This window comes from Herbaspirillum sp. GW822-FHT03A08 (assembly GCF_058801885.1).
Genome location: NZ_JBXANR010000009.1, coordinates 33975 through 59428, shown reverse-complemented (window position 1 = coordinate 59428; position 25454 = coordinate 33975). Strand labels below are relative to the sequence as shown.

The following is a 25454-nucleotide window of genomic DNA, read 5'->3' as shown; positions in this document are numbered from 1 at the left end:
TCAGAGGTAGCGCTGTCTATATGGCGGGATATGGTGAGAAGTGGCAGATTAGACCATAGCTGCTTTTTTTCGGCAAATCGCTCACTTTCCCGGGTTCTCCGCCTGCGACGACGCAAACAACACCTCGCCAATCCAATGCTTGGGCTGCTCGCTCTCGTCGCCGATCAAATGCCGGATCATTTTCAAAAGAACGTCGTCCTGATAGGGCTTGCCGAGATATTCGTTGACGCCAAGCTCCATGGCGCGCTCGCGATGCTTGGAAGCAGTACGCGAGGTAATCATGATGATGGGCAGTGTGGCAGTGCTGCTCATGTCACGAATATTGCGCGTCAGGTCAAAACCATCCATGCGCGGCATTTCGATATCGATCAGGGCAATGTCGGGGCGCATGTCTTGCAACTGATGCAAGGCATCGACACCATCCGCCGCCAACACGACGTGGTAACCCTCGCGCGTCAACAAACGCTGCATGACGCGCCTGACTGTCAGGGAATCGTCGACTACCAGGACGGTCTTTTTGCCACTGCTCTTGTCCACTGCGGCCGGTTCAACCTGCCGCAATATTTTCTGGTAACCATGGCGCTGCGCCAACTGGATAGGATTGAGAATCAGCGCAATGCTGCCGCTTCCCAGCACTGTAGCCCCCACAACGCCGACCATGTGCGCCAGCTGTGGTCCGATGTTCTTGGTCACGACTTCGCGGTTGCCGATGATGCGGTCCACCAGAATGGCAAGGAAATCGTGGCCGCTCTTGACGACCAGAATCGACAAAGTCTGCTGCACCGGCACGCCCAGATCTTCGCCCAGCAAGACGGGCAAATAGTGCATCGGCAACTTGCGGCCCTGCCAGTCCAGAGTACCTTCACGAAAAATGTCGGCCTGATCGGCGGCTTTCAATTGCAAGACCTGTTCAACCAGCAGCGACGGAATGCCGTAGGTCTGTTCGCCCAATTCCAGCAGCACGACTTGCGTGACGGCCAGCGACAAGGGCAGATGGATGATGAAGGTCGCACCTTTGCCTGCCACCGTGTCAATGCTGATGCGGCCACCCAGCGACGCAACCTCGGAACGCACCACATCCATGCCGACGCCGCGTCCGGCAATCGTAGTCACGTTGGCGCTGGTCGTGAATCCAGGTTGAAAGATGACGCCGGTCAGTTCGGCGTCCGATAACTGCTGATCGGCATCGATCAATCCGAGCCGCACGGCTTTTTCATGAATGCACGCCAGATCCAGCCCCTGTCCGTCGTCGGCGAGGCGAATCATGACTTCATAGCCTTCCTGCCTGACTTCCAGCGATAACGTCCCGGCCGCCGGTTTGCCGGCCTTGCGGCGTTGTTCAACCGTTTCAATCCCATGAGCCGCAGCGTTTCTCAGCAGATGCTCGAAGGGACCGACCATTTTTTCCAGAATGCTGCGATCCAGCTCCACGGCGCCGCCTTGAATTTCCAGCTCCAGCTCTTTACCGGTTTCCTTCGCCATCTGGCGCACCAGCCGGTGCAGACGTTCTTCCACACCGCGGAACTGCACCATGCGCGCCTGCATCAATTCCTGCTGCATTTCGCGCGTGAGTCTGGCTTGCTGGGTCAGACTGTTTTGAGTGTGATCGACAGTTTCCAGCAAATTCTTCTGCAGTGAAGCGACATCGTTGACGCTTTCCGCGAGCATGCGCGTCATCTCCTGCAAATGAGTAAAACGATCAAACTCCAGCGGATCGAAATGCTGATCATTCGGCTGACGCTGATTGGAGGCCGCGATCTGGATTTCGGCCTGAATTTCCACTTCACGCAATTGCGTCGTTAATCGGGCGACGTTGCCGCCCAAATCTGCCAGATGCTGGCGCAGCACGTTGACCTCCGACTCCAGTCCCGATCGCGAAATGGAAATTTCGCCGGCCTGATTGAGCAGGTTGTCGAGGATGCCGGCACGGATGCGCACCAGCGGCGCTGCACTGATGTTCTTCCCGATGTCGGCCTCGGATGCGCCTCCCCAATCGGCGCCGGTTACGGGGAGCAGAGGTTTCGTCTGTACTGCGGGTTGCTCGGACGATGCCGGCAGAGGTGTTGGCGGCGGCGCCTGCAGCGCCTCAAAAAGTTGCAGGCCGCGATCGTAGCGCGCCAGCAAATCGTCGATTTGCGCGACGGACGGTACGCCGTTGCGTACGATCTCATCGATGCTGCTTTCCAGCTCGTGCATGTGCTGACCCAGACGCATTGCTCCGGCCATGCGGGCGCTGCCTTTGATGGTATGCAGCGGCCGCAGGACATAGCGAATCAGATCGCTGTCATCCGGCGTTCTTTGCAGCTTGTGCAGGCTTTCGCCGATCAGGGGCAAGAGATCGCGCCCTTCCTCCAGAAAGATCTCCAGCAGCTCCGGATCGATGAGATCGACGCACATATCGGCGTCATCCTCTTCCGGCGGATCGGCTGCAATCCGGTGGCCTTGTTCCTGGGCCATCGCGCCACGCGAGGTATCGTTGCGGCGCATCTGCAACCGCGTCAGCAACGTCGCAAGCTGCTGTTGCAAATCAACACGCGCGGGCGGCATCTGGCGAGCTGCAAACGTCCGCTGCATGGCTTGCAGTTGCCGTACAACCTGCGACAGCTGCTGGCAGATATCCGCATCCAGTGCTTCGGCGGAATGTTCCAGATTCTGCATGATGTCGTCCAGCGTTTGCGCCGGCATCTGGAGCACAGTAAAGCGTACAGACGCTGAACTGCTCTTGAGTGAATGCGTGGCGCGCAGCATTTCCGGGGCAATCGTCTCCGGCAAGGCGCGCTGCCATTGCGCAAGATAAGTACCGATGGTCTCCAGCAAGTCTGCCGATTCTGCACAGTAAATCTGATGCAATGGCGCGGCAATGTCGACATCGCCGATCCGAAGATATTGCGCAGCCTCCGGAAGGGATAACGCCGGCCTGGCCTCAGCCGCTTCTTCTTTGATGCCAATGCTTTTGCGCCACCGGGCTTTCTCGACGGCAGCGATCATTCCATCGGGATCCCGCCGCGACTTCCCACGCTCCCGGATCTCCTCGACCCACTCCGCGACTTCCTGTTTTGCATAATCGAGCAAGACATAATCGGTCTCGACTCCGGGCACAGACTCCGCCAGCCAGTCATTGAGAAAACTCTCGACCGCCATGACGCCGTCACTCATCGCGTTCAGCCCAACCATGCGACAGCTACCTTTCAGCGTATGAAAACCGCGCCGCAGAACAATGACGTGCGCCATATTGGCGGGCTCACTACGAGAAGCATTCAATGCTTTTTCCAGCGTACTCAGAATGTCATCGGCCTCGATCAGGAAAACGTCCAGCAACTCGAGGTCGATATCTTCTTCTGCCGGCTCTTCCGCCACCACATCTTCGGGTAAGTCAGGCGCGGCCTGCTCCAGCGGCTCAACCTTCTCGGCGTGTTCAGCTTGCACGACCGGCACCAGGACATCACTCTCGCCTCCAGCCATATCGTCTTGTCGGCCTCGATAAGGCATTACGGAGCCATGCCGCATCAGGGGCAGAGACAAACTCAATGCGGCGAGGTTGTGCACGGTGTTTCTCACCGCGGAAGACTCCATGGTCACCGCTTCGCCGGCATCGGATATTTTTTCGATGCTCAGAGCATCTGCACTCAGCAAGGTCGCGGATTCGTCAAACTGCAGGCGGCCGGCCATGACAGCGAGCTCACGCATTGCTTTTACAACTTCGGCCCAGCTGCGTTCGCCATTGAAACTGTCCTCCGTTAACGCTTCCACACGCGCCAAGGCAGTCGCCAATTCCGTCAGCGCAGTTTCGCGGGGGTCTTGTAAAAACCTTGCGGAGCGTTCCGGATCGGGGGCCGCATAGTAAGACTTCTGATAGTCGGTCTGCTGCAGATCAGGCAAAGAATTGGCCTGCTTGATCATACCTGCTGCGACATTCGATGCCGGGGCCAGTGCGATGAAAAACAAGCCTTCGCGCAGTAGTCGCGGATCGCCTTCGCATGTTCCACCGACCAGGCGCCGTAGTTGTAAATTAACCTGGCCAAGAAATTTCTTTGCGTACTGATCTACTTCCACGTCACCGTCAGCAAATAAGGTAACGACGGTGTTGATAACACGCCAGAAATTCCTGTGAGAAGTAACTGCTGGTGTATTGACTACGTTGCCGACAATCTCTGCCATGCACCGAAGAATCTTCGCATCACTTTTTATCTCAGCGGTCCGCAGATAGTTAAGCAGATGGCCCTCGAATCCGGTGCGGCAAGCTGCCAGATCTACATTTGACGATACCGGATCTGCCTCGCCGGAGGCCTCGAAACGCACGTCGTTTTCGTCAATGCCAGTTGGCAAAGTTGGAAAAACCAGATCGGCAGGGTGAAGCTTTTCCTGGCCTCTCGCCACCAGCAGCATTTTATAAATGCTGAATAACCGTAGAGTGGACGGCGCCGAGATTCCATTCACTTCTTCGAGATAGTGCAGCAAGGACTTACAAGCCGTTACAGCGGCATGTACTTTTCTGGCGGGGATAAGCTCTGGGTTCTCCTCCTCGAGTACCAGATCGATGGCGCTGACAAAAGTTGCCAGCGGCTGCTCATCGACAAAGCACAGCGCCTTCGCAACGGTTTGCATCGTGGTGCGAATGGGAACAATGTCTTCACTCGTCTTTGCCGCTTCCAGCGAACGGCATGCCTCAACGATCGCCGCCTTCAAACCTGCCGCAAGCAGAATCAGGCCATCTGGAGCACCCCGCGCCTCCATTGCAGGAAAATCACGGCTGGCGGCATCGGTATTCATCGCGGCATCAGGAGATCGTTACCCGGAACCGAGAAACCGAGTTCTTGAGCAATTCGGCGAGATCGTGCAGCTCATTGAATAGTGAAATCACTTCCTCGCGGCGCTCCTCAATGCTTTCGTTTTCGCTGAGAATATTCTGAATATTTTGCGCCACGCTGTTGGCGGACGTAGCCTGGTTGCCGGTGGAAGAAGAAATGTCCTGAATCAGTTCCGCCAGTTGATTGGATACGCGCCGGATATCCGACAGCGATGCGCCGGCGGCATCTGAAAGTTTTGCGCCTTCGACCACACCCGCGGTTGATTTTTCCATCGCAGCAACGGCATCGTGCGTATCCGCCTGAATCATGCGCACCAGTGCGCCGATCTGGCGGGTCGCAGCACTGGAGCGTTCCGCCAGCCGCTGCACCTCTTCCGCCACCACGGAGAATCCGCGTCCGGCCTCGCCCGCGGAAGCAGCCTGGATGGCGGCATTGAGCGCCAGCACGTTGGTTTGCTCGGTAATGTCGGAAATCAGCTCCGTAATTTCCCCGATCTCCTGCGACGACTCGCCAAGACGCTTGATGCGTTTCGACGTTTCCTGAATCTGTTCGCGGATTTCATTCATGCCCTTGACGGCATCTTCCACCGCCTTGGCGCCGCGTTCGGCCACCACCACCGAATGCCGCGCGACGTCGGCGGACTTGTTGGCCGAGATCGAGACGTCGGTGATCTGGATCGACATCTCCAGCATGGATTGTCCGGTTTCCAGAATCCGGCGAGCCTGAATCTGGCCTGCGCTGGTGAGTTCCTGCGTATTGTTGCGGACCTGGTTCGATGCCGCCGCTACCTGCGACGCCGTGCGCGTGACCTGGCCGACCAGCCCGCGCAAGGCTTCGACGGTATAGTTCACAGAATCGGCGATGGCACCGGTGATGTCTTCCGATACCGTGGTGTGCACCGTCAGATCGCCGTCCGCCACTTTCTGCAATTCGTTCATCAATCTCAAAATGGCCGCCTGGTTGATGGCGTTGGTGCGCATGGCGCGCTCTTCCTGCTGCTGTGCGTGCAGTCGCTGCGCTTCAGCATCCTGACGCCGCAATTCCGCTTCTTCGGCATTGCGCCGGCTGCTCTGCAATTGCACCCAGGAGATACCAATGCCGCAAATCAACGCGGTCGCCATGGACAGCAGCATGATCCAGAACGTCCAGGAACGCGTCTCCTGCGCCAGCCGATAATCATTTTGCAAGATGGTCAGATGTTGCTTGAGTGTTTCATTCTCCAGAAAGACCAGTTGTTCGGATTGCTTGGCAGCGATGAAATTTTGCAGATTGCCGAGGATGCTGGCGACCAGCGGCTGATACTCGCCGAAGACTTTTTCCAGTTCGCTCAGCTTGTCGCGCACATCTTTGTCGCGAACGGCAGTCAGGCCGAGGATTTCGCTACCGTTCATAAAGCCATCGATGATGTCGTGGAAGGTGTTGACGTCTTTTCCGAGCAGGAAGGCCGTCTCGGGGTTGACACCTTCAGAAGTCAGAAATTCATTTGCGCTGCGCCCCAGCCGCAGCGTCAACAGGACCAGTTGCCCGGCAGCGGCAACTTCGCGCGGAGAATTTCCCCCCTGCGATTGCTGCATCGAAATCTGTTCGCTGAGATCCAGCAGATTGGGGGATAGCAGACGCAAGCGCGCCAGGGTGGCGCCGAAGCCGGTGAGCTCGGGTTGCAGTTTGAGTATGGTGGCGGCGGCTTTGTCGGTGTGGCCCCAGATTTTCTGCACATCAGTCAGCACCGTGCGCATCTCCGGCTCCGGCTTGCGAATGGTATAGCCCTGGTATTCGCCGCCTTGCATCAGCACGTTCATGCCTTGATTAAATTCCTTTCGGCTTTCAGTGAGCTGGCTGAAGGCCTCGCGATTGCCTTGAATGGCGTTGGGTACGGCTTTACCGATGCGCTGGGAATGCATGACCAGATCGCTGGTAATGTGCGCCTGAAGGCTGGCGTGAATGTAGTGCTTGGATCCCAGCCACAGAAAGAAAAACGTCGAGATCAATGCGAGGATCAACAGCAGCAGCAAAATACGTGTCTGCGCGCGCAGCGAGTGGCGGCCAATGAAAGGCAAGCGCGTGTGCTGATAGCGCTGCATGTATTTTTCTGCCTTGGAGCTGACGGTCGTTGCCATACTCGCCGGACTTTCCGTGGGCGCGGCCGTTTTATTTTTTGACATCTGCGGCAGCTTGAATGCCATAAGTGAGACTCCTTGTTACCTGCGTTTCCCGGCAAGCGGGCAGCGCACGCCGTTACAAACCGACCTGCAAAAAGCGCGCGTCGCCGATGATGGCGGCGAGGCTGATTTCCAACCATTCCTGCCGGTTGCGATCAAGATAGCGCCGCCCTGCGCCGATGTCCGACACTTCACCGGCGTCCTGCAACAAACTCATTTCCTGGATGTGACGCAACCCCAGCACGCGCGACACCAGGAAGCCGCTGGTTCCAGACAAACCCGCAGAGACAACGATGACGCGACTTTCCTTGCCCGAGGCCTGCAATCCACCGCCAAGAAAACGCTCCAGATCAACCACGCCAATGAGGTTGCCGCGCACGTTGGCAAGCCCCAGATACCAGTCTTTGGTCAGCGGCACTTTGGTGACGGACAAGAAATTGGCGATTTCACTGGTTTCACGCAAGTCGAGCAGGCAGTGCCGGCTCCCCACGACGACGCCGAGACGGCTGTCGCGCATGCCGGAGCCGTCGCGCGCGGCCTCCATGCGCTCCAGCAGACGTGCCTGGAATTCACGCAGACGGTTGCTCTTCCATTGTTCCGACGGTGAAATCATTGCACCCTCTTGCATCATCACGTCTCTTTTCCATCTTTTACCGGCACCAGCCCCCTCGTTACGCGAGGGCGGCGATTTTGGCGACCAGTTCGTCGGCATTGACCGGCTTGACAATATAGTCGCAAGCTCCCTGGCTCAGCGCCCAAATGCGATCGGTCTCCTGACCTTTGATGCTGCAGATCATTACCGGAATATGTTTCAGATCAGGATCGCGCGCAATCTGGCGCGTGATCTGAAATCCATTTTTCCCCGGCATGACGATATCCATCAAGATCAATTGCGGCTCAAATAATCGTATTTTGTTGAGAGCCACGTCGCCATCATCCGCAGTTTCAACCTCGAATCCTTTTTTGATCAAGATATCCGCCAACAAATATCGATCCGTTGGCGAATCGTCGACGACAAGTATTTTCTTTATCCTCATTAAGCCCTTGCTCCACGCTTTGAAAAATACGCTGATCAGGACTCAACGGCGGTGTAGCGTCCTTTCGCATATGTATTGACGGCCTCCAGCAAACCATCCTGCGAAAACGGTTTGGTCATGAATGCGGCCGCACCTACCACTGCAGCGCGAGCACGATCAAACAGCCCGTCCTTGGACGACAGCATAACGACCGGAGTTGCATGAAATCTTGCATTTTTTTTAATTAATTCACAAGTCTGATAGCCGTCCAGCGTGGGCATCAGAATGTCACAAAAAATAAGAGCGGGGTTGCTCTCCGCGAGCGCGGCGAGCGCATGAAAACCGTCCGTCGCCAGGATAACCCTGTGACCGGCCTGGCGCAGAAACAGGTCCGCCGAGCGCCGTATGGTGCCGCTGTCGTCAATGACAAGGATAGTGAGGTGGGCTTGCGGTGCAGTATCGGACATCGATTTCCCTCTGGAATGCCGCCCGATAGGGGCCTGTCCGCCGACTATAGCAAAATGACAATCAGGCCATAAACGGAACAGGCCTGCCTTCCCCCCTCATTTGGCGGGAAAGCAGGCCTGCCGATGCAGCAGACGTCTGCTGCAGGATAAATTGCCGGTTTAGAGGGCAACCATCTCAAAATCTTCCTTGCGGGCGCCGCATTCAGGACAAGTCCAGTTGATCGGCACGTCTTCCCAGCGCGTGCCGGGAGCAATACCTTCATCCGGCAGGCCGGCCTCTTCGTCGTAGACCCAACCACAGATCAGGCACATCCAGGTCTTAAATTCTGTTTTGCTATCGCTCACGGCTGACTATCCCTCAAATCAATCAAGTAAAATGGTAAACCAGATATCTTAATCTACTCGTCGTGCAAAACCAAACTTCTCCTCTGATATTAACTTTTGGCGCAGCCGACCCAGTCGGGGCAACCGGCATCCAGGCCGACCTGGCCACCTTTGCCGCCATGGGCTGCCACGGCCTGTCCATTATCACGTCGCTGCTGGTCAGCGATACGGCGCGTATCGAAGATATTCAGGTCATCGATGTGGACTGGATGGCCGATCAGGCCCGCGTCATCCTCGAGGATATGCCGGTAGCCGCGTTCAAGGTCGGCGCGGTCGGCAGTATTGAAAACATTTCGGCCATCGCCGAGATTGTCTCGGATTACCCCGATATTCCGCTGATTCTGGATCCTTTCATCACCGCCATGCCCGCACAGGATGGCGATGATGACGATAACCTGATCGCCATCCGCGAGCTGCTGATCCCGCAAACCACGCTGATGCTAGCCTCTGCGGTCGAGCTTAACCGCCTGGCGGAAACCTGGCGCGAGCCGGTGCCTGGCGACGCGTTGCAACTTGACGCCACACGCATCGTTGAGATGGGCTGTGAGTACCTCTTTGTCACCGGCATGCCGGGCGAAATGCATGAAGTCGTCAACGCACTGTTCGACGACACGGGCATCATCCGCCGCGACAGCTGGCAGCGCCTGCCGGGTTCGTTTACCGGTGCCGGCACGACCCTGTCCGCAGCCATCTGCGCCATGCTGGCCAACGGCCTGGAAATCCCGGAGGCCGTCTCCGAAGCACAGGAATTCACCCTTGCCGCTCTTGCCCATGCGCAACGCCTGGGCATGGGCAAACTGATTCCCGACCGCTACTTCTGGGCCCGCGAATCAGACGAAACCAACTGAACCGACTACTTTCTCCCACATTCTCGTATGAACCAGAAAAGCTCCGGCACCACCAACGAATCCCTGTTCGCGCGCGCTCAGCAAACCACGCCCGGCGGCGTCAACTCGCCGGTGCGCGCCTTCCGCTCCGTCGGCGGTACGCCACGCTTCATCACCAAGGCGCAGGGCCCTTATTTCTGGGACGCTGAAGACCGCCGCTACATCGACTACATCGGCTCCTGGGGCCCGGCGATTGTCGGTCATGCCCATCCTAAAGTCGTGCAGGCCGTACAAGAAGCCGCCGCGCGCGGATTGAGCTTCGGCGCGCCGACCGAAGGCGAAATCGAGATGGCAGAGGAAATCTGCAAACTGGTGCCGTCGATTGAGCAGGTGCGCCTGGTCTCCAGCGGTACCGAAGCGACCATGAGCGCCCTGCGCCTGGCGCGCGGCGCCACCAAACGCGACAAGATCGTCAAGTTCGAGGGCTGCTACCACGGTCACGCCGACTCTCTGCTGGTGAAAGCCGGCAGCGGCTTGTTGACGTTCGGCAACCCGACTTCCTCCGGCGTACCTGAAGATTTCGTGAAGCACACGCTTGTGCTGGACTACAACAATACGCAGCAACTGGAAGAAGCTTTCAAGGCCGCCGGCAATGAAATCGCCTGCGTGATCGTTGAGCCGATCGCCGGCAACATGAACCTGGTGCGCGCAACACCGGAATTCCTGCAAACCATGCGCCGCCTCTGTACCGAGTACGGCGCCATTCTGATTTTCGATGAAGTCATGTCAGGCTTCCGCGTAGCGCTGGGCGGCGCACAATCGCTGTTTGGCATCACGCCGGATCTGACCGCATTGGGCAAGGTCATCGGCGGTGGCTTGCCGGTTGCCGCCTTTGGCGGTCGCGCTGACATCATGAAGCATCTGGCGCCGCTGGGAGGCGTGTATCAGGCCGGCACCCTGTCCGGCAACCCGGTGACCGTCGCAGCAGGCCTGACAACGCTGCAGATCGTCCAGGAAGCCGATTTCTACACTAAGCTGAGCACACAGACGCGCAAGCTCGCCGACGGTCTCTGCGAGGCTGCCAAGGCCGCCGATGTGACGTTCTCGGCCGATACCGTCGGCGGCATGTTTGGCCTGTATTTTGCGCCGGGCGTCCCAACCAGCTATGCGGAAGTCATGCAAGGCAACAAGGACAAGTTCAACGTGTTCTTCCACGCCATGCTGGATGCGGGTATCTATTTGGCGCCGTCTGCGTTTGAAGCGGGATTTGTTTCGGCTCAGCATGACGATGCAGTGATTGACGCGACTATCACCGCTGCACGCGGCGCTTTCGCAGCGATCAAATGAGCATGCAAAAAATGCAGCAAATAAAAAAGGACGCTTAAGCGTCCTTTTTTACGTCTGGAGAAACAGTTGAAACTGTTGTTTCCCGGTCAGATTATCCTGGCAAATTAAGCCGAGAACGACGAACCGCAACCGCAAGTGGTAGTTGCATTCGGATTCTTGATCACGAATTGCGCGCCTTCCAGATCATCCTTGTAGTCGATCTCTGCGCCGACCAGGTACTGGTAGCTCATGGAGTCGATCAGCAGCTGGACGCCGTTCTTGGTCATGGTGGTGTCGTCTTCGTTGACGATTTCATCAAAAGTGAAACCGTACTGGAAGCCCGAGCAGCCGCCGCCTTGCACGAACACGCGCAGCTTCAGGTCTGGGTTGCCCTCTTCTTCGATCAGTTGCGCAACCTTGGCGGCGGCGCTGTCGGAAAAGATCATTGGCGATGGAATCGAGGTTTCTGGAATTTCTGCAACGGCATTCATATTAAGCTCCTGCTAATCAGCGGACAATGGAGTGATTATAAGGCCTATGGAAAATTCATGCATCGCCGCCAGCCGAAGCCGCCAGTTTGAGCACCGGCGCCTCTTCGGTCTGACCGTGGCTGAGCTTGCCGGACACCAATGCGCCGCCGTGCATTTCCAGAGCCTTGTAATAGACATCTCCAGTTATGCGGGCTTTTGGCTGTAATTCAAGGAGTTCGACTGAATGTACGTCACCGATAATTTCACCGTTGACGATCAGGTGCACAGCGCGGATCTCGCCGACGATCTTGGCGTGCTCCGAAATGACCAGCACGCTAGGCTGGCCCGCTTCGGCGTTGATGTTGCCTTTGATATGGCCGTCAATACGCAGGCCGCCCTTGAAATTGACGTCTCCCTGGATATTGGTGGAAATGCCGATCAGGCTGTCGATGGTGCTTTTGGATTTACGTCCCAACATGATTCACCTCACAAATTCACGGATTGTTGAGCTCGCATCTGGCCTCTTTCGAGAACGCGAGCCTGAACCGCCTTGATGGTTGCACCTTCGGGAAGCGTTAAGACTCCGTCAACCCGTTGATAGTACTTGAATGCGAGCTTATAGCGCGCGAGATCCGTGGCGTTTTGCTCGGGGAAGTTGATAATAACACTTTTGCCGCCCTGCAACACTGTTACGCTGAACTGCAAATTACCAACGAATTGCCGGCCTTTTTCACCCTGAATAGCGAGCAATTGGTAACGCACCTGGTTCGGCGCGACAATCTCGGCTTTCAATCTCTGGATGGTGACGCCATCTGCGCCAACGTTGGTCGGGAGCAAGCTTTGGAAGAAAGAGAGATCTTCTTTCAGCTTAGCATTTTCCGCCTCCAGTGTCTTGATCTGTCCGGCCAGTTGCGCCTGCGCCGAACGCTCGATATTGAGCTGGCTTTCCGCAGCATTGGCCGTCGTCGAAAACTGATCGCGCTCGGCGTTGAGCTTCTTGACCTGTTCTGACAGCGCCTCCACGTGGTCGCGCATGCCGTCAGGGTTCAAGCCCGAAAAATTATTGCGCCCCAGGTCGTAAGCCCACATCGCCATCGCACCGCCGACCGCGATCACGACCACCAGTATCAGCGCACGCAGCGGCCACGGCATGTGGCGCTTGATGGTCATCTTCGGCGCAGAAATCGACATGCGCCGAACCCATAGCTTGTATTTCACGGTAAGACTGGGACGTGCATCAGACCGGTGGTTTCTTCCAGTCCGAACATCAGGTTCATACATTGCACCGCCTGGCCGGATGCGCCCTTGACCAGATTATCCTGCACTACCAGCACGACCACGGTGTCGCCGTTGTCGGGACGATGCAAGGCGATGCGCAGCATGTTGGAAGCACGCGTAGTGCGGGTTTCCGGATGCGAACCGAACGGCATGACGTCAACGAAAGGCTCGTCCTTGTACGCGTCTTCGAACAAGGCCTGCAGCGTGGCGTTATCGATGTCTTTGGTCAGGCGCGCATAGAGCGTGGAATGCATGCCGCGAATCATCGGCACCAGATGCGGCGTGAACAGCAGGCCGACCTTGTCGTCCGTCAGCTTACCCAGTTGTTCCAGGGTTTCCGGCGAATGGCGATGGCCCGAGACACCATAGGCTTTGAAATTGTCCGATGCTTCCGAAAACAGGGTAGCGATTTCCGCCTTGCGACCGGCGCCCGACACACCTGATTTGCAATCGGCGATGAGATGCGACGCATCGATTACGCCGGCCTTCAGCAGCGGCGCATAACCCAGCTGCATGGTAGTCGGATAGCAACCGGGATTGCCGATCAGGCGCGCCTTCCTGATGTTTTCGCGATTGAGTTCCGGCAGACCGTAAGCAGCTTCTTTCAGCAGCTCAGGGCAGCTGTGCGGCATCTTGTACCACTTCTCGAACGCTGCGATGTCTTGCAAACGGAAGTCCGCCGCCAGATCGATGACCTTGACGCCGGCTGCCAGCAGCTCCGGCGCCTGCGCCATCGCAACACCATGCGGCGTTGCAAAGAAAACGACGTCGCACTCGGTCAACTTGGCATTGTCAGGCGACGAGAAAGCGATATCGACACGGCCGCGCAGCGATGGGTACATTTCAGCGACCGGCATGCCATCTTCTTTGCGCGATGTCACTGCCTGCAACTGCACTTGTGGATGCATGGCGAATATACGCAGCAACTCCACGCCTGTGTATCCTGTGCCGCCGACGATACCTACCTTGATCATGTTTTTTCCTTGCTGAAAGAGCGTGCCCGAGAGCGTTTTATTTTAACAGGAGAATATTTCTGTCACATTACCCCAAACTACAGCGATTCAAAGCGCGAATAAGGCGGAAAAATGACTTTGATACTGAAATGAAGTCTGGTCCTACGCTACCGATACCCGCGCAAACAGGTCCGCAAAATACAAAAAGCCGCCAAGCTTGAAGGCTGGCGGCTTTTTGGTGTGCTGAAACAGCACGCGTCGTGATTAACGCTTCGAGAATTGCTTTGCGCGACGTGCTTTGCGCAGACCAACCTTCTTACGTTCGACTTCACGTGCATCACGTGTAACGAAGCCTGCCTTGGACAGTTCTGGCTTCAGTGTTGCATCGTAGTCGATCAGAGCGCGGGTGATGCCGTGACGAACAGCACCAGCCTGGCCGGATTCACCGCCGCCATGGACGTTGACCATGATGTCGAAACGCTCAACATTGTTGGTCAGTTCCAATGGCTGACGAATCACCATCAGACCGGTTTCGCGCGAAAAGTATTCATTCGCTGGCTTGCCGTTGACGACGATCTTGCCCGAGCCGGACTTGATGAAAACGCGAGCCACTGCACTCTTGCGACGGCCGGTTCCGTAATTGTAGTTACCGATCATGTCTATTCCTTAGAGTTCGAGTGCTTTAGGTTGCTGAGCAGCGTGCGGATGGTTGCCATCTGCATAAACCTTCAGCTTCTTGATCATCGCGTAGCCGAGCGGGCCCTTAGGCAGCATGCCCTTGACCGCTTTTTCCAGCGCGCGACCTGGAAAACGCTGTTGCATTTTCAGGAAATTGGTTTCGTAGATGCCGCCTGGATAGCCGCTGTGACGGTAGTACGTCTTTTCAGTTGCTTTAGTGCCAGTGACACGCAGTTTGCCGGCATTGATCACGACGATGAAATCGCCCGTGTCGACGTGCGGAGTAAATTCTGGTTTGTGCTTGCCGCGCAGTCGGAGTGCCACTTCGCTGGCAACACGTCCGAGGACTTTGTCCGTCGCGTCAATCACGAACCACTCGCGCTTTACCTCATGGGCTTTAGCGGAAAAGGTTTTCATGATGACTTCCTAATGTAATTAAATAAACGCTCAATTTGGCGGTTCTGCGGCTACCGAAACGATGCTGATCCTATGCTTCGTATTCGTCATACCGACGCAGACTCTTCCTTGTTGTCTTTCCAGAGCGCACGGAAAGCCGAGAATTATAGCCTTTTCAAGGACTTAGCGTCAAACCCTTTCTTCGCCCAGCCGCGCGCCATGGGCTTTTCCGCACATTTGCCTATGAGAAGATGTTCTGAACACAGGGGAGCTAGGGACAAAAAAAACCCGAAACGAGGGTTTCGGGTTTAAATCCACACCAAAGGAGGAGGGTGGAGGAGACTCGGTTTGATTGCGCCGGAACGTCAATCAGTGAATTCAATATAGCAAACGGAATTGTGCAGCGCAAGATTTAATTTTTACTATGTAGCTTGATACAAAGTTAAATAAAAGTAAGTATTTTTGCTGCTTTGCAATATGCATATTTTTGCCTATTTCCTTATCCATTCCCGCCATCGAAATCAAACGCGATTTCCCGGAAAAGCTACAATAGCCGCCTCCCTCTAATTACCCTGTGAGAACGCACATGGAATGCACAGTACGCTGGACCGGTCTTTCCGGCATGACCTTCTTGGCTGAAACCGGCTCCGGCCATGTTGTGGCAATGGATGGCGCCCCGGACGGCGGCGGCCGCAACCTGGCGCCGCGCCCGATGGAAATGGTGCTGCTCGGCACCGGAGGCTGCACTGCTTATGATGTGGTGGTGATTTTGCGCAAAAGCGGCCAGGATATTCGCGGCTGTGAAGTAACGCTCAAGTCGGAACGTGCGGAACAGGATCCCAAAGTTTTTACCAAGATCCATTTCCACTTCACGGTGCGCGGCCGCAATCTGAAGACCAATGTTGTCGAACGCGCCATCAAGTTGTCGCATGACAAATACTGCTCCGCCTCGATCATGTTGGAAAAAACTGCAGAAATGACACACTCTTTTGAGATCGTGGACGATCTGAGCGATGAAGTACAGGTTCAGGCACAACAATAACTGCCCCCCTCTCTCGTCCTTCGCTGTAGTCGACGCAGCCGGCGAAATGAAGGATGCAAAACAAAACAGGGCTTCACGCCCTGTTTTTTTATACCCGATAAGCCACCGCGGTCATGACTTTTGACATCATTTTCATGACGCCGCGAATCGGCGCCGGCATCTCCGCGGCGCCTAACGCCTTGGCCGCCTCGCCGTGCGCCACCTCATCCTTGCGCATCTGATCGACGATGGCGCGTGATTTGGCGTCTTGCGGCGGCAATTTCTCCAGATGGCTGATCAAGTGCAGTTCAACCTGGCGCTCGGTCTCGGCAACGAAACCGAGATTGCGCGCATCGCCCACGCGTGCAGCAATGGTGCCCAGCACGTAGGAACCCGCGTACCACAGGGGATTGAGCAGACTGGTGTGCGAACCGAGCTCACGCAGGCGCTCGGCCGTCCATGCCAGATGATCTTCCTCTTCAATGCCCGCATGTGCAAACTGCTGCTTCAGCACCTGCGCCTGGGCAAAACGCCCTTGAGCATCGTACAACGCCTGTGCGCACACTTCGCCGACATGATTGACGCGCATGAGACCCGCGCTGTGCAGCTTCTCCGCATCGCTCATGGCGGCGTCGCCGATCTGCGCTGCGGGATTCGGACGCGATGACGCGACCACGCCGCTGACTACGCGCAAGGCCTTGTCCAGATCAGTAATCAGTTGATCAACGAATTGCATGAATACAAATTCCAGTAAGAATTAATGCCGAGCGAACGATAAGGCAGGCGACTCCGCTCAGACCATCTTCCAATTGATTGTTTCCCCGCCATTCAACGGCACGACCGTCGCATCGCCCATCGGCAACTCGGCCGGAATCGTCCAGTTCTCGCGACGCAAGGTAACGGTACCCTCGTTGCGTGGCAAATTGTAGAAAGCCGGACCGTTGAAGCTGGCAAAGGCTTCCAGCTTGTCCAGCGCGCCAGCCTGATCAAAGGCTTGCACATACAGCTCCAGCGCATGCAACGCGGTATAGCAGCCGGCACAACCACAGGCATGCTCTTTCAACCCCTTGGCATGCGGCGCAGAATCGGTGCCGAGGAAGAATTTGTCGCTGCCGGAAATCGCCGCTGCCACCAGCGCCTGGCGGTGCGTCTCACGCTTCAGGACAGGCAGACAGTAGTAATGCGGACGGATGCCACCCTTGAAGATTTCATTACGGTTGTACAGCAGATGATGCGCTGTGATCGTTGCCGCAGTCGGTCCTTCGGATGCCATGACGTAGTCAGCGGCGTCTTTGGTGGTGATGTGCTCGAAGACGACTTTCAGCTCAGGCATGTCCTTGCGCAGCGGCGTCATGACGCGATCGATGAAGACGGCTTCGCGGTCGAAAATGTCGATCGCCGGATCGGTGACTTCACCGTGAACCAGGAACGGCATGCCAACCTCCTGCAAGACCTCCAGCGTCTTGTAGCAGTTGCGCAGATCGGTGACGCCGGCATCGGAATTGGTCGTTGCGCCGGCTGGATACAGCTTGACGGCTTTCACGAAACCGCTTGCCTTGGCCTTGCGGATTTCCTCCGGCGGCGTGTTGTCGGTCAGGTAAAGCACCATCAGTGGTTCGAACTTCACACCGGCAGGCAATGCGGCAAGGATGCGGTCGCGGTAGGCGCTGGCCTGCTCAGTCGTCGTGACCGGCGGCTTCAGGTTCGGCATGATGATCGCGCGCGCGAATTGATGAGCGGTATGCGGCAATACGCTTGCCAGTGTCGCGCCGTCGCGCAAATGCAAATGCCAGTCGTCCGGACGGGTAATGGTCACTACGTCGCTCATCGCTCTTCTCTTCCCTCAGAATTAGTGCTCGTGCGAGTGCACGAAACCCCTTATTTTACCGCAAGGGCCAACATCTCCGAATTGCGGCGCATCAAACCCAGCCCTGAAAAACAAAAACCGCCGCGGCCTGAACCGGGCGGTTTTCGTCAAACGGCTGAACTGGCTGAATGGGCGCGGACAACCGTACCCATTCAGCAGATCTGCAGCGTCTTAGTGCGTAATGATCTTGGCCAGGAAGTCGCGGGCGCGTTCCGAGCGTGGCGAACCGAAGAAATCTTCCTTCTTGCAGTCTTCCACCACCAGACCTTTGTCCATGAAAATGACGCGGTTGGCAACCTTGCGTGCGAAGCCCATTTCATGGGTCACGACCATCATGGTCATGCCTTCTTGCGCCAGGCCGACCATGACGTCCAGCACTTCATTGATCATTTCAGGGTCGAGCGCCGATGTCGGTTCGTCGAACAGCATCGCGATCGGGTCCATCGACAGCGCGCGGGCAATCGCCACACGTTGCTGCTGGCCGCCGGACAACTGGCCTGGGAATTTATCCTTTTGCGCGATCAGGCCGACGCGGTCCAGATACTTCAGACCCTTTTCGGTCGCTTCCTCAACGCTGCGGCCCAGCACTTTAACCTGGCCGATAGTCAGGTTCTCGCGGATCGACAGATGCGGGAACAGTTCGAAGTTCTGGAACACCATGCCGATGCGCGCACGCAGCTTCGACAGATTGGTTTTCGGATCGCCGACGGACACGCCATCAACAGTGATCGTGCCCTTCTGGAACGGCTCCAGACCGTTGACGGTCTTGATCAGCGTCGATTTGCCCGAACCCGACGGACCGCAGACCACGACCACATCGCCCTTGGCGACGCTGGTGGTGCAATCGGTCAGAACCTGGAAGCTGCCGTACCACTTGCTGACGTTATTGAGTTCAATCATTTATTTCTCCTAATTCCTGAATACGGTATCAGCCGGCCATGCATCTGATATGTGCTGGCCGGCGTGTGTCGGTTAGCGAATGATGGCGATCTTGTGCTGGAAGCGCTTCACTGTTTGCGACAGTACGAAACTGAGCACAAAGTAGACAACGGCGACGAACAGGTACATTTCCACCAGACGGCCGTCACGCTGAGCGATCTTAGAGGCGCTGGTCACGAAGTCCGGCACCGAACCCAGCACGTACACCAGCGACACGTCCTGGAACAGCACGATGGTTTGTGTCAGCAAGATCGGGGTCACGTTGCGGAAAGCCTGCGGCAGCACCACGTTGCCCATCATCTGCCAGTAGTTCATGCCAATCGCGTAGCCTGCAAACACCTGGCCGCGCGGAATCGACTGAATACCCGAACGCATGATTTCGCAGTAGTACGCAGCTTCAAACAAGATGAAGGTAATCAATGCCGACTGGAATGCGCCGACCTGAATTGGTTCGCTGGCGCCGATCACCCAGGCGCCGATGAACGGCACCAGGAAGTAGAACCAGAAAATCACCAGCACCAGCGGCACCGAGCGGATCAGGTTGACGTAGGTCGTCGCCACGAAAGACAGCGGCTTATTGCTGGACAGGCGCATCATCGCCAGCAAAGTGCCGAGGATGATGCCGCCGACCATTGCAGTAATGGTCAGCACCAGCGTGAACTTCAGACCGGTCGTGATCAGGTAGAACCACGAACGCTGAATGATATCGAAGTCAAAATTAGAAAACATAGTTTAATGTCCTCCCGTACTGGAGCTGCCCGTCGTGATGTAGCCAGGCACGGCGGTAACTTTTTCCAGGATGCGCGCCAACAGCAGCGCAATAACGGAAATGATGATGTAGATGATGGTGGCGCCGGTGAGCGATTCGAACGTCTGGAACGTGAATTCGCGCATCGAGTAAGTCGCCGCTGTCAGCTCGACCAGACCGATGGTCAAGGCCACCGAGCTGTTCTTGATGATCGCCGCAAACTCATTGGTCAGTGCCGGGATGATGATGCGGAAAGCCATCGGCAGCAGCACGTAGCGGTAAGTCTGCACAGGCGTCAGGCCCAGTGCGGCGCCGGCCATGCGCTGGCCGCGCGGCAAGGCGTTGATACCGGTGCTAACCTGCACGGCGACCCGCGACGAGGTAAAGAAACCCAGCGCCAGGAAGGCAGTGACGAACGACGCTTCCGGCAGGCTCTTGAGCCAGTCGCCGATTGCAGCAGGCACCAGCTCCGGCATTACGAAGTACCAGAGGAACATCTGGACCAGCAGCGGGATATTGCGGAACAGCTCAACGTAGCCGTTGGCGATGCGCACAGCCCATGGTTTCTGGGTCGTGCGGATGGTGCCGACGATCGTGCCGAGAACCAGCGCCATGATCCAGGCCAGCACGGCCGTGGCGATGGTCCATTTCAGGCCGATCAGTAATGTATCGATATAGGGGATGCCATCGGGAGACTGCTCCCAGAATATGCCCCAGTTCCAGTTGTAATGCATAGATGCCCTCGTCTTCTCGTCTCGACTCGTTTGCGATCAGGAACGCCGCATTGCCACGACACTCCCAGGCGGCCTGCACCGGATTACAGGGATGTAAAAACGGTTTTCTGAGCAGGTCTTGCTTTCTTCGCCAACTTAAACAAAACGGGGGACAACTCCCCCGTTTCGTTTTTCATGCTGTGCAGCAATCAAATGCCGCACTTCTGACTCACTTCTGAAGCTTATTTCTTCTTCGAAGATTGCTTTTGCGCTTCTGGCACAGCTGCGTATGCAGATGGTTCGCCGGAATCGGTAGGCTTAGCAAAGACGGCTTGCAGTTGTGGGCTCATCGGCACGTTCAGGTTGACACCCTTTGGTGGGATAGGCGACTGGAACCACTTCGCATAGATCTTCTTGATGTCATCGCCCTTGTAGACGTTGATCATCGCATCGTCGACAACCTTCTTGAAGGCTGTATCGCCCAATGGCAGGATCAGACCGTACGGCTCAACCGACAGCGCTTCGCTGGAAACGACATAGTCGCCAGGCGCCTTGGAGTTGGCAGCCAGCGAAGACAGCAGAATATCGTCCATCACGAACGCGACTGCACGGCCGGTTTCAACCATCAGGAAAGCTTCGGCGTGGTCCTTGGCAGCCAGGATGTTCATACCCAGGTTGCGTTCGGTGTTCAGCGTAGTGATTTGCTTCAGGTTGGAAGTACCGGAGGTCGACACGATGGTCTTGCCCTTCAGGTCGTCCAGAGTCTTCAGGTTAGCGGCTTTCTTCGACAGGAAGCGGTTAGCTGTAACGAACTCGGTCACGGCGAAAGCAACTTGCTTTTGGCGTTCCATGTTGTTGGTAGCCGAATCGCAAGAGATGTCGGTTGTGCCGTTGGCGATCAGTGGAATACGGGTTGCCGAAGTCACAGGAACCATCTTCACGTTCAGCGAAGTCAGGCCCAGCTTCTTCTGGATCGCCGTTGCCGCTTTCAGGCACAGGTCGATCGAGTAACCTTGGTACGATTGTTTGTCATCGAGGTAGGAGAACGGGATCGATGCATCGCGCACGCCCAGTGTCAGCGTGCCGGTTTCTTTGATCTTCTTCAGACGACCGGTGAACTCTTCGGCGTGGACCGAGCCCATCAAAACACTTGCCCCAACCAATACCCCTGCTAGCTTTAATAACTTCATGTGACCTCCTGGAAAAATTTTTACGTAGTGTACCAAAAGCCATTCTTCAAAAATAGTCTTCATTCCTGAAAAGAGGCTATTTTGCCCTTAAATTACCTTAGTTTTCGAAAACTTTCCTGCTTCGCAGAATCCAGCTCAAAAACCGTTATTTCATGCGGAAATTCCGCCAAATTCATTCATCCGCGACTTTATCCGTCGGATAGCGCAGCGTGTCGCGCAGCAGATACCCCATCGGCATGTCCATTGCAGGAATCGTGGCGCTGATCGGCTTCATGAACCACCGGTCGTAAATCCTGAAAATCTCACCCGACCGAACCGTCTTCACCATCTGCAAATCCACGTAGCGCTTGAACTCCGGATCGCCTTTGCGCATCATGATGCCGTAAGGCTCCAGGGACAGCGAATCGCCGACCACCGCGTAACGTTCAGGGTGCGGCACCGATAGCAGATAGCGGCGCAACAGCACGTCCTCCATCACGAAGGCATCCGCCATGCCCTTTTCCACGCTGTTGAAGGCTTCTTCGTTGAAGGCCACCTCCACGATTTTGATGCCGAGAGAACGGATACGGCTGCGTTCTTCAATCTGCTTCACCATCGGCGTATTGCGCGGCACCACCACCGTTTTGCCGCGCAGGTCTTCCCAATTGCGAATTCCCGAGTTGGCCTTCACGAGCATGCGCACCGAAGCGAAGAAATGCGGCACGGTAAAACTCTCAATCTTCCGGCGCTCCGCATTGTTCGTCGACGTGCTGCACTCCAGATCTGCCTTGCCCTGATCCAGCGCAATAAAGCGCGTCACCGTATCGACCTCCATGAACTGCACCTGCAACTGCGGTAATTTAAAATCCTTCCGAATCCCTTCCGCAATTTTTCGGCACAACTCGATCGCATAACCCGTCACCTGCTTGTCGTCATTCACAAACGCGAACGGCATCGTGCCGTTCAGGTAAGCAATCACAAACGTGTTCGTGCGTTTGACTTTATCGAGCGTTCCCTCCGCCTGCGCTTGCAACGACATACAGATACTCAATGCAAGGACCACCCAACCGCACCATCGTTGCCTGACCGCGCTCTTCGTCATTTGCGACTCGCATGCCAGCTTTTCGGCTGGAGAAATTCAATGAGCAAGTATCATGCCAGAAAATCAAGCAAACAATCTTGCAATCAACAGCATAATTCACGTCCAATCCGGCCATTCGCGCATGCATAGGACACGCGCAAAAGTCTGACTGCCATAGCCGGAATGCGATTTTTAAAGGGATGTTTTGCCGCCTTCGAGAAGCACTGCAAACGACATGGCGCAACTGCGTGCGCAGGACATATTTGCAGCGAGCACAAACGCGCTCGCGCGGACAACGATATCGTTGTTGTCCACATGTTTCGAATGTTGGGCGTAGACATCTCCTCCTTACGCACAAATTACACGGTATCGGCATGCGCAAAAAATGCGATAAAAACGCACACGCGCTTTTCGCATTTTTCATCAGGCCGATGCAGGCATGCCTGCAACCGTCACTTATCTTTTTCTATTTACGGCAGCAAGGAACATTGATTTTATTGTCTTCCCTGCCGCCGCTTATTTCAGTTACCTGCCATCGATGGCATCAAGGATACAAACCGCGCATTTCACGCGCTTGCAACACGCGCGTACATGCCACGATGAATGCCGCTGTGCGCAAGGATACCTTCTTCTCTTCCGCCAGTTGCCAGACGGCCGCAAACGCTTCGCGCATGATGCGAGTGAGGCGCAGATTAATCTCGTCTTCGGTCCAGAAGAAGCTCGAGAAATCCTGCACCCACTCAAAGTAACTCACGGTCACACCGCCTGCATTGGCGATCACGTCAGGCACGATCAGCACGCCTTTGTCGGTCAGAATATCGTCGGCTGCCGGCGAAGTCGGACCATTGGCGCCTTCGAGAATGATCTTGGCACGAATGGATGGCGCATTGTTGACCGTGATTTGCTGTTCAAGTGCAGCAGGCACCAGAATGTCGCAATCGGTTGCCCAAAACTGGGCGCGGTCTTTTACTTCATCAGCGCCCGGGAAACCGGCGACGCTGCCGTGTTGCGCAACATAGGCCTGCAACGCAGGCACATCGAGACCGCTGTCGCGCACCACTGTCGAAATATGATCTTGCACCGCGACGACCTTGGCGCCGGCTTCAGCAAACAGACGCGCAGCGATGCCGCCGACGTTACCGAAACCTTGCACGGCGATGCGTGCATTCTTGATGTCGAGATTGCGTTTTGCGGCGGCTTCGCAACCAACCACAAACACACCGCGACCAGTCGCTTCGTGACGACCGAGACTGCCGCCCAGCGAGATCGGCTTGCCGGTAACAACACCGGAAGCGGTACTGCCCTGATTCATGGAATAAGTGTCCATCATCCAGGCCATGATCTGCGAATCGGTATTGACGTCCGGCGCAGGAATATCTTTGTTCGGTCCGATGATGATGCCGATTTCGCTGGTGTAGCGACGTGTCATGCGCTGCAGCTCGCCGCGCGACAAGGTCTTCGGATCAACGCGGATACCGCCTTTGGCGCCGCCGTACGGCACGTTCACCGCCGCGTTCTTGACCGTCATCCAGGCCGACAGCGCCATCACTTCGGACAGTGTCACGTCCTGGTGAAAACGCACACCGCCCTTGCCGGGACCGCGCGAGGTATTGTGCTGCACGCGATAACCTTCGAAGTGCGCAATGGTACCGTCGTCGCGTTCAATGGGAACATCAACGATCAGCATGCGCTTCGGGCGCTTCAGGGTTTCGACCCAGCGCGCCAGCGAGCCGAGGTACGGGGTAACGCGGTCGATTTGTTCGAGATAATCACCCCATGGACCGATGCCATGCGGAGTAAGGTAGGAAGGGACTTCGTGTTTGACTGGTTCGTTCGACATGATGCAATCGCTCCTTGATGTTGCCACGCTTTAGCCATGCTGGCCGACGCTGCTGCAAAATTAATCAAACCGCGAAACTCAGGGTTACGCCATCCTACTCCTTCCGGAGTCGGAGTTGTCGCGCGATGTTGCTTAATTTTTCAGCCGCCGGCGAGGAAGAAACCTCGCCAGGCGTGTGGACATCTCTGCACAGGAAAACCGCGCAAACCAGACTCCAGAGCACGCCATCGACAGCGACGCCATCGTAGGGCAATGCGATGCACCAATGCTAATGCTTTGTGCGCATGCAACTATGCAATCCATGCATAACCTCAAAGGAGGCCTTGTATTACGCGCCTTTCGGAGGTTTTTTTGCCCGCGCCGCCGCAGTTTTGCGATTCTCCTCCAGTTCCTGGAGGTAATCCCACAAGCGCGCGACCACGACCTTTCCGCTGCGCTGCGGCGTCGGGCGTTCCCGATAAAGGCGGATTTCCATCTCGACCTCCCATTCGCCGTTGGCGCCGTCGGCGCGCGCCAGCTGTTTATTGCGCACTTCGCGGATCACCGACGACTCCGGCAAAAAGGCCACCCCATGCCCTTCCAGCGCCATCATCTTGAGACTTTCCGACATGTCTGTCTCGTAGTGTTTTTCCAGATGCAGCGGCTTCTTGGCGTCCGTCAGGATCAGCTCAACCATGCGCCCCAGATAGGCATTCGGGGTGTATGACAAGAACGGCAGCGGCGACTTGGAGCTGCCCGGAAAAACGTAATCCGGCTTGCCGCTGCGGTCGCAGCGCGAATACGGGCGCACGCTTTCACGCCCCATGGTCAGCATGTCGTAGCGGCTGGAATCCAATTGAACCGGCTGGCGCGGGTGGTGATAACACAGCAGCAGATCGCAGCCGCCTTCGACGATGGTCATCACCGCATCATGCACGTTGAGCGCGATCAGGCGCGTATTGAGCGCGCCGAACCCTGTCTCCAGAGAACCCAGCCATTTTGGAAAATAGGTCAGCGACAGGGTATGCGGTACCGCAAAATCGACTGTGGTTTGCGCCGCCGGCCGCTTCCCTCGCAACAGGGCGCGCGTGTTATTGATCTGACCGAGCATCTCCACCGCCTGCTCGTAGAACACTTCTCCCGCCGCCGTCAGCCGCGTCGGATACGACGTGCGGTCGATCAGATCGGAACCCAGCCACGCCTCCAGCGACTGGATGCGCCGCGAAAATGCCGGTTGCGTCACGTGCCGCAATTCTGCGGAACGGCTGAAACTGCGCGTCTCAGCCAGGGAAATAAAATCTTCCAGCCACTTGGTTTCCATTCTTCCTACCCCGC

At 56.4% G+C, this 25454-nt stretch carries 24 protein-coding genes; 3 read left to right on the top strand and 21 right to left on the bottom strand.

Annotated elements, in window-relative coordinates; genetic code table 11:
• Positions 1–81: 81 nt before the first annotated feature.
• The 6 genes from AC1RN6_RS23520 to AC1RN6_RS23495 all read right to left on the bottom strand — a co-directional run bounded on the left by AC1RN6_RS23520 (position 82) and on the right by AC1RN6_RS23495 (position 8762).
• Positions 82–4770 carry a hybrid sensor histidine kinase/response regulator gene (locus tag AC1RN6_RS23520; RefSeq protein WP_493007890.1) on the bottom strand — a complete coding sequence of 1563 codons (4689 nt, stop codon included), beginning with the start codon at positions 4768–4770 and terminating at the stop codon, positions 82–84.
• Between the two features lie 7 nt (positions 4771–4777).
• Positions 4778–6991: a methyl-accepting chemotaxis protein gene (locus AC1RN6_RS23515; RefSeq protein WP_493007889.1), complete on the bottom strand. Its 2214-nt coding sequence runs from the start codon at positions 6989–6991 to the stop codon at positions 4778–4780.
• Positions 6992–7043: 52 nt separating this feature from the next.
• Positions 7044–7598 (bottom strand): chemotaxis protein CheW, encoded by a 555-nt coding sequence (locus tag AC1RN6_RS23510; protein WP_493007915.1) that lies wholly within the window; start codon positions 7596–7598, stop codon positions 7044–7046.
• A gap of 40 nt (positions 7599–7638) precedes the next feature.
• Positions 7639–8004, bottom strand: coding sequence for a response regulator transcription factor (locus AC1RN6_RS23505; protein WP_493007888.1), 366 nt, complete (start codon positions 8002–8004; stop codon positions 7639–7641).
• A 35-nt stretch (positions 8005–8039) separates the two neighbouring features.
• Positions 8040–8450: a response regulator gene (locus AC1RN6_RS23500; RefSeq protein WP_493007887.1), complete on the bottom strand. Its 411-nt coding sequence runs from the start codon at positions 8448–8450 to the stop codon at positions 8040–8042.
• 159 nt (positions 8451–8609) lie between these two features.
• On the bottom strand, positions 8610–8762 hold the full coding sequence (locus AC1RN6_RS23495; protein ID WP_034379480.1) for a rubredoxin: 153 nt from the start codon (positions 8760–8762) through the stop codon (positions 8610–8612).
• A 95-nt stretch (positions 8763–8857) separates the two neighbouring features.
• On the opposite strand from AC1RN6_RS23495, the gene thiD reads away from it, so the two are divergent.
• Positions 8858–9682 carry a bifunctional hydroxymethylpyrimidine kinase/phosphomethylpyrimidine kinase gene (thiD, locus tag AC1RN6_RS23490; RefSeq protein ID WP_493007886.1) on the top strand — a complete coding sequence of 275 codons (825 nt, stop codon included), beginning with the start codon at positions 8858–8860 and terminating at the stop codon, positions 9680–9682.
• 27 nt (positions 9683–9709) lie between these two features.
• Positions 9710–11008 carry a glutamate-1-semialdehyde 2,1-aminomutase gene (hemL, locus tag AC1RN6_RS23485; protein WP_493007885.1) on the top strand — a complete coding sequence of 433 codons (1299 nt, stop codon included), beginning with the start codon at positions 9710–9712 and terminating at the stop codon, positions 11006–11008.
• A gap of 104 nt (positions 11009–11112) precedes the next feature.
• Here hemL and erpA read toward each other — a convergent pair whose 3' ends face one another.
• From erpA to rplM, 6 genes are all read right to left on the bottom strand, one after another.
• Entirely contained in the window at positions 11113–11478 is a 366-nt protein-coding gene (gene erpA, locus AC1RN6_RS23480; protein WP_007877914.1) for an iron-sulfur cluster insertion protein ErpA, read from the bottom strand.
• A gap of 55 nt (positions 11479–11533) precedes the next feature.
• On the bottom strand, positions 11534–11935 hold the full coding sequence (locus AC1RN6_RS23475; RefSeq protein ID WP_493007883.1) for a bactofilin family protein: 402 nt from the start codon (positions 11933–11935) through the stop codon (positions 11534–11536).
• Between the two features lie 8 nt (positions 11936–11943).
• Positions 11944–12648, bottom strand: coding sequence for a DUF6776 family protein (locus AC1RN6_RS23470; RefSeq protein WP_493007881.1), 705 nt, complete (start codon positions 12646–12648; stop codon positions 11944–11946).
• Between the two features lie 23 nt (positions 12649–12671).
• Positions 12672–13709, bottom strand: coding sequence for an N-acetyl-gamma-glutamyl-phosphate reductase (gene argC, locus AC1RN6_RS23465; protein ID WP_493007880.1), 1038 nt, complete (start codon positions 13707–13709; stop codon positions 12672–12674).
• A 243-nt stretch (positions 13710–13952) separates the two neighbouring features.
• Positions 13953–14345: a 30S ribosomal protein S9 gene (rpsI, locus tag AC1RN6_RS23460; protein WP_034299906.1), complete on the bottom strand. Its 393-nt coding sequence runs from the start codon at positions 14343–14345 to the stop codon at positions 13953–13955.
• Between the two features lie 9 nt (positions 14346–14354).
• Positions 14355–14783 (bottom strand): 50S ribosomal protein L13, encoded by a 429-nt coding sequence (gene rplM / locus AC1RN6_RS23455; protein WP_007877931.1) that lies wholly within the window; start codon positions 14781–14783, stop codon positions 14355–14357.
• Between the two features lie 565 nt (positions 14784–15348).
• On the opposite strand from rplM, the gene AC1RN6_RS23450 reads away from it, so the two are divergent.
• Positions 15349–15804, top strand: coding sequence for an OsmC family protein (locus AC1RN6_RS23450; RefSeq protein WP_050479552.1), 456 nt, complete (start codon positions 15349–15351; stop codon positions 15802–15804).
• Positions 15805–15892: 88 nt separating this feature from the next.
• On the opposite strand, the gene coq7 is transcribed toward AC1RN6_RS23450, so the two are convergent.
• The 9 genes from coq7 to AC1RN6_RS23405 form a co-directional block, all read right to left on the bottom strand.
• Positions 15893–16519: a 2-polyprenyl-3-methyl-6-methoxy-1,4-benzoquinone monooxygenase gene (gene coq7, locus AC1RN6_RS23445; RefSeq protein WP_493007879.1), complete on the bottom strand. Its 627-nt coding sequence runs from the start codon at positions 16517–16519 to the stop codon at positions 15893–15895.
• 57 nt (positions 16520–16576) lie between these two features.
• Entirely contained in the window at positions 16577–17611 is a 1035-nt protein-coding gene (gene pyrC, locus AC1RN6_RS23440) for a dihydroorotase (protein ID WP_493007878.1), read from the bottom strand.
• Between the two features lie 210 nt (positions 17612–17821).
• Positions 17822–18550: an amino acid ABC transporter ATP-binding protein gene (locus tag AC1RN6_RS23435; RefSeq protein ID WP_493007877.1), complete on the bottom strand. Its 729-nt coding sequence runs from the start codon at positions 18548–18550 to the stop codon at positions 17822–17824.
• A gap of 72 nt (positions 18551–18622) precedes the next feature.
• Complete coding sequence (locus AC1RN6_RS23430) at positions 18623–19318, bottom strand: amino acid ABC transporter permease (RefSeq protein ID WP_493007876.1); 696 nt, start codon at positions 19316–19318, stop codon at positions 18623–18625.
• 3 nt (positions 19319–19321) lie between these two features.
• Positions 19322–20071 carry an amino acid ABC transporter permease gene (locus tag AC1RN6_RS23425; RefSeq protein WP_493007875.1) on the bottom strand — a complete coding sequence of 250 codons (750 nt, stop codon included), beginning with the start codon at positions 20069–20071 and terminating at the stop codon, positions 19322–19324.
• 221 nt (positions 20072–20292) lie between these two features.
• Positions 20293–21240 carry an amino acid ABC transporter substrate-binding protein gene (locus AC1RN6_RS23420; protein WP_007877948.1) on the bottom strand — a complete coding sequence of 316 codons (948 nt, stop codon included), beginning with the start codon at positions 21238–21240 and terminating at the stop codon, positions 20293–20295.
• Between the two features lie 172 nt (positions 21241–21412).
• Positions 21413–22258, bottom strand: coding sequence for an amino acid ABC transporter substrate-binding protein (locus AC1RN6_RS23415; protein WP_493007874.1), 846 nt, complete (start codon positions 22256–22258; stop codon positions 21413–21415).
• A gap of 586 nt (positions 22259–22844) precedes the next feature.
• Positions 22845–24140 (bottom strand): Glu/Leu/Phe/Val family dehydrogenase, encoded by a 1296-nt coding sequence (locus tag AC1RN6_RS23410; RefSeq protein ID WP_493007873.1) that lies wholly within the window; start codon positions 24138–24140, stop codon positions 22845–22847.
• Between the two features lie 328 nt (positions 24141–24468).
• On the bottom strand, positions 24469–25440 hold the full coding sequence (locus tag AC1RN6_RS23405; RefSeq protein ID WP_493007872.1) for a LysR family transcriptional regulator: 972 nt from the start codon (positions 25438–25440) through the stop codon (positions 24469–24471).
• Positions 25441–25454 lie beyond the last annotated feature (14 nt).

Coding starts and splice junctions, on each gene's coding strand:
- AC1RN6_RS23520 (WP_493007890.1), bottom strand. CDS start 4,770: ATGAATACCGATGCCGCCAGCCGTGATTTTCCTGCAATGGAGGCGCGG.
- AC1RN6_RS23515 (WP_493007889.1), bottom strand. CDS start 6,991: ATGGCATTCAAGCTGCCGCAGATGTCAAAAAATAAAACGGCCGCGCCC.
- AC1RN6_RS23510 (WP_493007915.1), bottom strand. CDS start 7,598: ATGATGCAAGAGGGTGCAATGATTTCACCGTCGGAACAATGGAAGAGC.
- AC1RN6_RS23505 (WP_493007888.1), bottom strand. CDS start 8,004: ATGAGGATAAAGAAAATACTTGTCGTCGACGATTCGCCAACGGATCGA.
- AC1RN6_RS23500 (WP_493007887.1), bottom strand. CDS start 8,450: ATGTCCGATACTGCACCGCAAGCCCACCTCACTATCCTTGTCATTGAC.
- AC1RN6_RS23495 (WP_034379480.1), bottom strand. CDS start 8,762: ATGTGCCTGATCTGTGGTTGGGTCTACGACGAAGAGGCCGGCCTGCCG.
- hemL (WP_493007885.1), top strand. CDS start 9,710: ATGAACCAGAAAAGCTCCGGCACCACCAACGAATCCCTGTTCGCGCGC.
- erpA (WP_007877914.1), bottom strand. CDS start 11,478: ATGAATGCCGTTGCAGAAATTCCAGAAACCTCGATTCCATCGCCAATG.
- AC1RN6_RS23475 (WP_493007883.1), bottom strand. CDS start 11,935: ATGTTGGGACGTAAATCCAAAAGCACCATCGACAGCCTGATCGGCATT.
- AC1RN6_RS23470 (WP_493007881.1), bottom strand. CDS start 12,648: ATGTCGATTTCTGCGCCGAAGATGACCATCAAGCGCCACATGCCGTGG.
- argC (WP_493007880.1), bottom strand. CDS start 13,709: ATGATCAAGGTAGGTATCGTCGGCGGCACAGGATACACAGGCGTGGAG.
- rpsI (WP_034299906.1), bottom strand. CDS start 14,345: ATGATCGGTAACTACAATTACGGAACCGGCCGTCGCAAGAGTGCAGTG.
- rplM (WP_007877931.1), bottom strand. CDS start 14,783: ATGAAAACCTTTTCCGCTAAAGCCCATGAGGTAAAGCGCGAGTGGTTC.
- AC1RN6_RS23450 (WP_050479552.1), top strand. CDS start 15,349: ATGGAATGCACAGTACGCTGGACCGGTCTTTCCGGCATGACCTTCTTG.
- coq7 (WP_493007879.1), bottom strand. CDS start 16,519: ATGCAATTCGTTGATCAACTGATTACTGATCTGGACAAGGCCTTGCGC.
- pyrC (WP_493007878.1), bottom strand. CDS start 17,611: ATGAGCGACGTAGTGACCATTACCCGTCCGGACGACTGGCATTTGCAT.
- AC1RN6_RS23435 (WP_493007877.1), bottom strand. CDS start 18,550: ATGATTGAACTCAATAACGTCAGCAAGTGGTACGGCAGCTTCCAGGTT.
- AC1RN6_RS23430 (WP_493007876.1), bottom strand. CDS start 19,318: ATGTTTTCTAATTTTGACTTCGATATCATTCAGCGTTCGTGGTTCTAC.
- AC1RN6_RS23425 (WP_493007875.1), bottom strand. CDS start 20,071: ATGCATTACAACTGGAACTGGGGCATATTCTGGGAGCAGTCTCCCGAT.
- AC1RN6_RS23420 (WP_007877948.1), bottom strand. CDS start 21,240: ATGAAGTTATTAAAGCTAGCAGGGGTATTGGTTGGGGCAAGTGTTTTG.
- AC1RN6_RS23415 (WP_493007874.1), bottom strand. CDS start 22,258: ATGTCGTTGCAAGCGCAGGCGGAGGGAACGCTCGATAAAGTCAAACGC.
- AC1RN6_RS23410 (WP_493007873.1), bottom strand. CDS start 24,140: ATGTCGAACGAACCAGTCAAACACGAAGTCCCTTCCTACCTTACTCCG.
- AC1RN6_RS23405 (WP_493007872.1), bottom strand. CDS start 25,440: ATGGAAACCAAGTGGCTGGAAGATTTTATTTCCCTGGCTGAGACGCGC.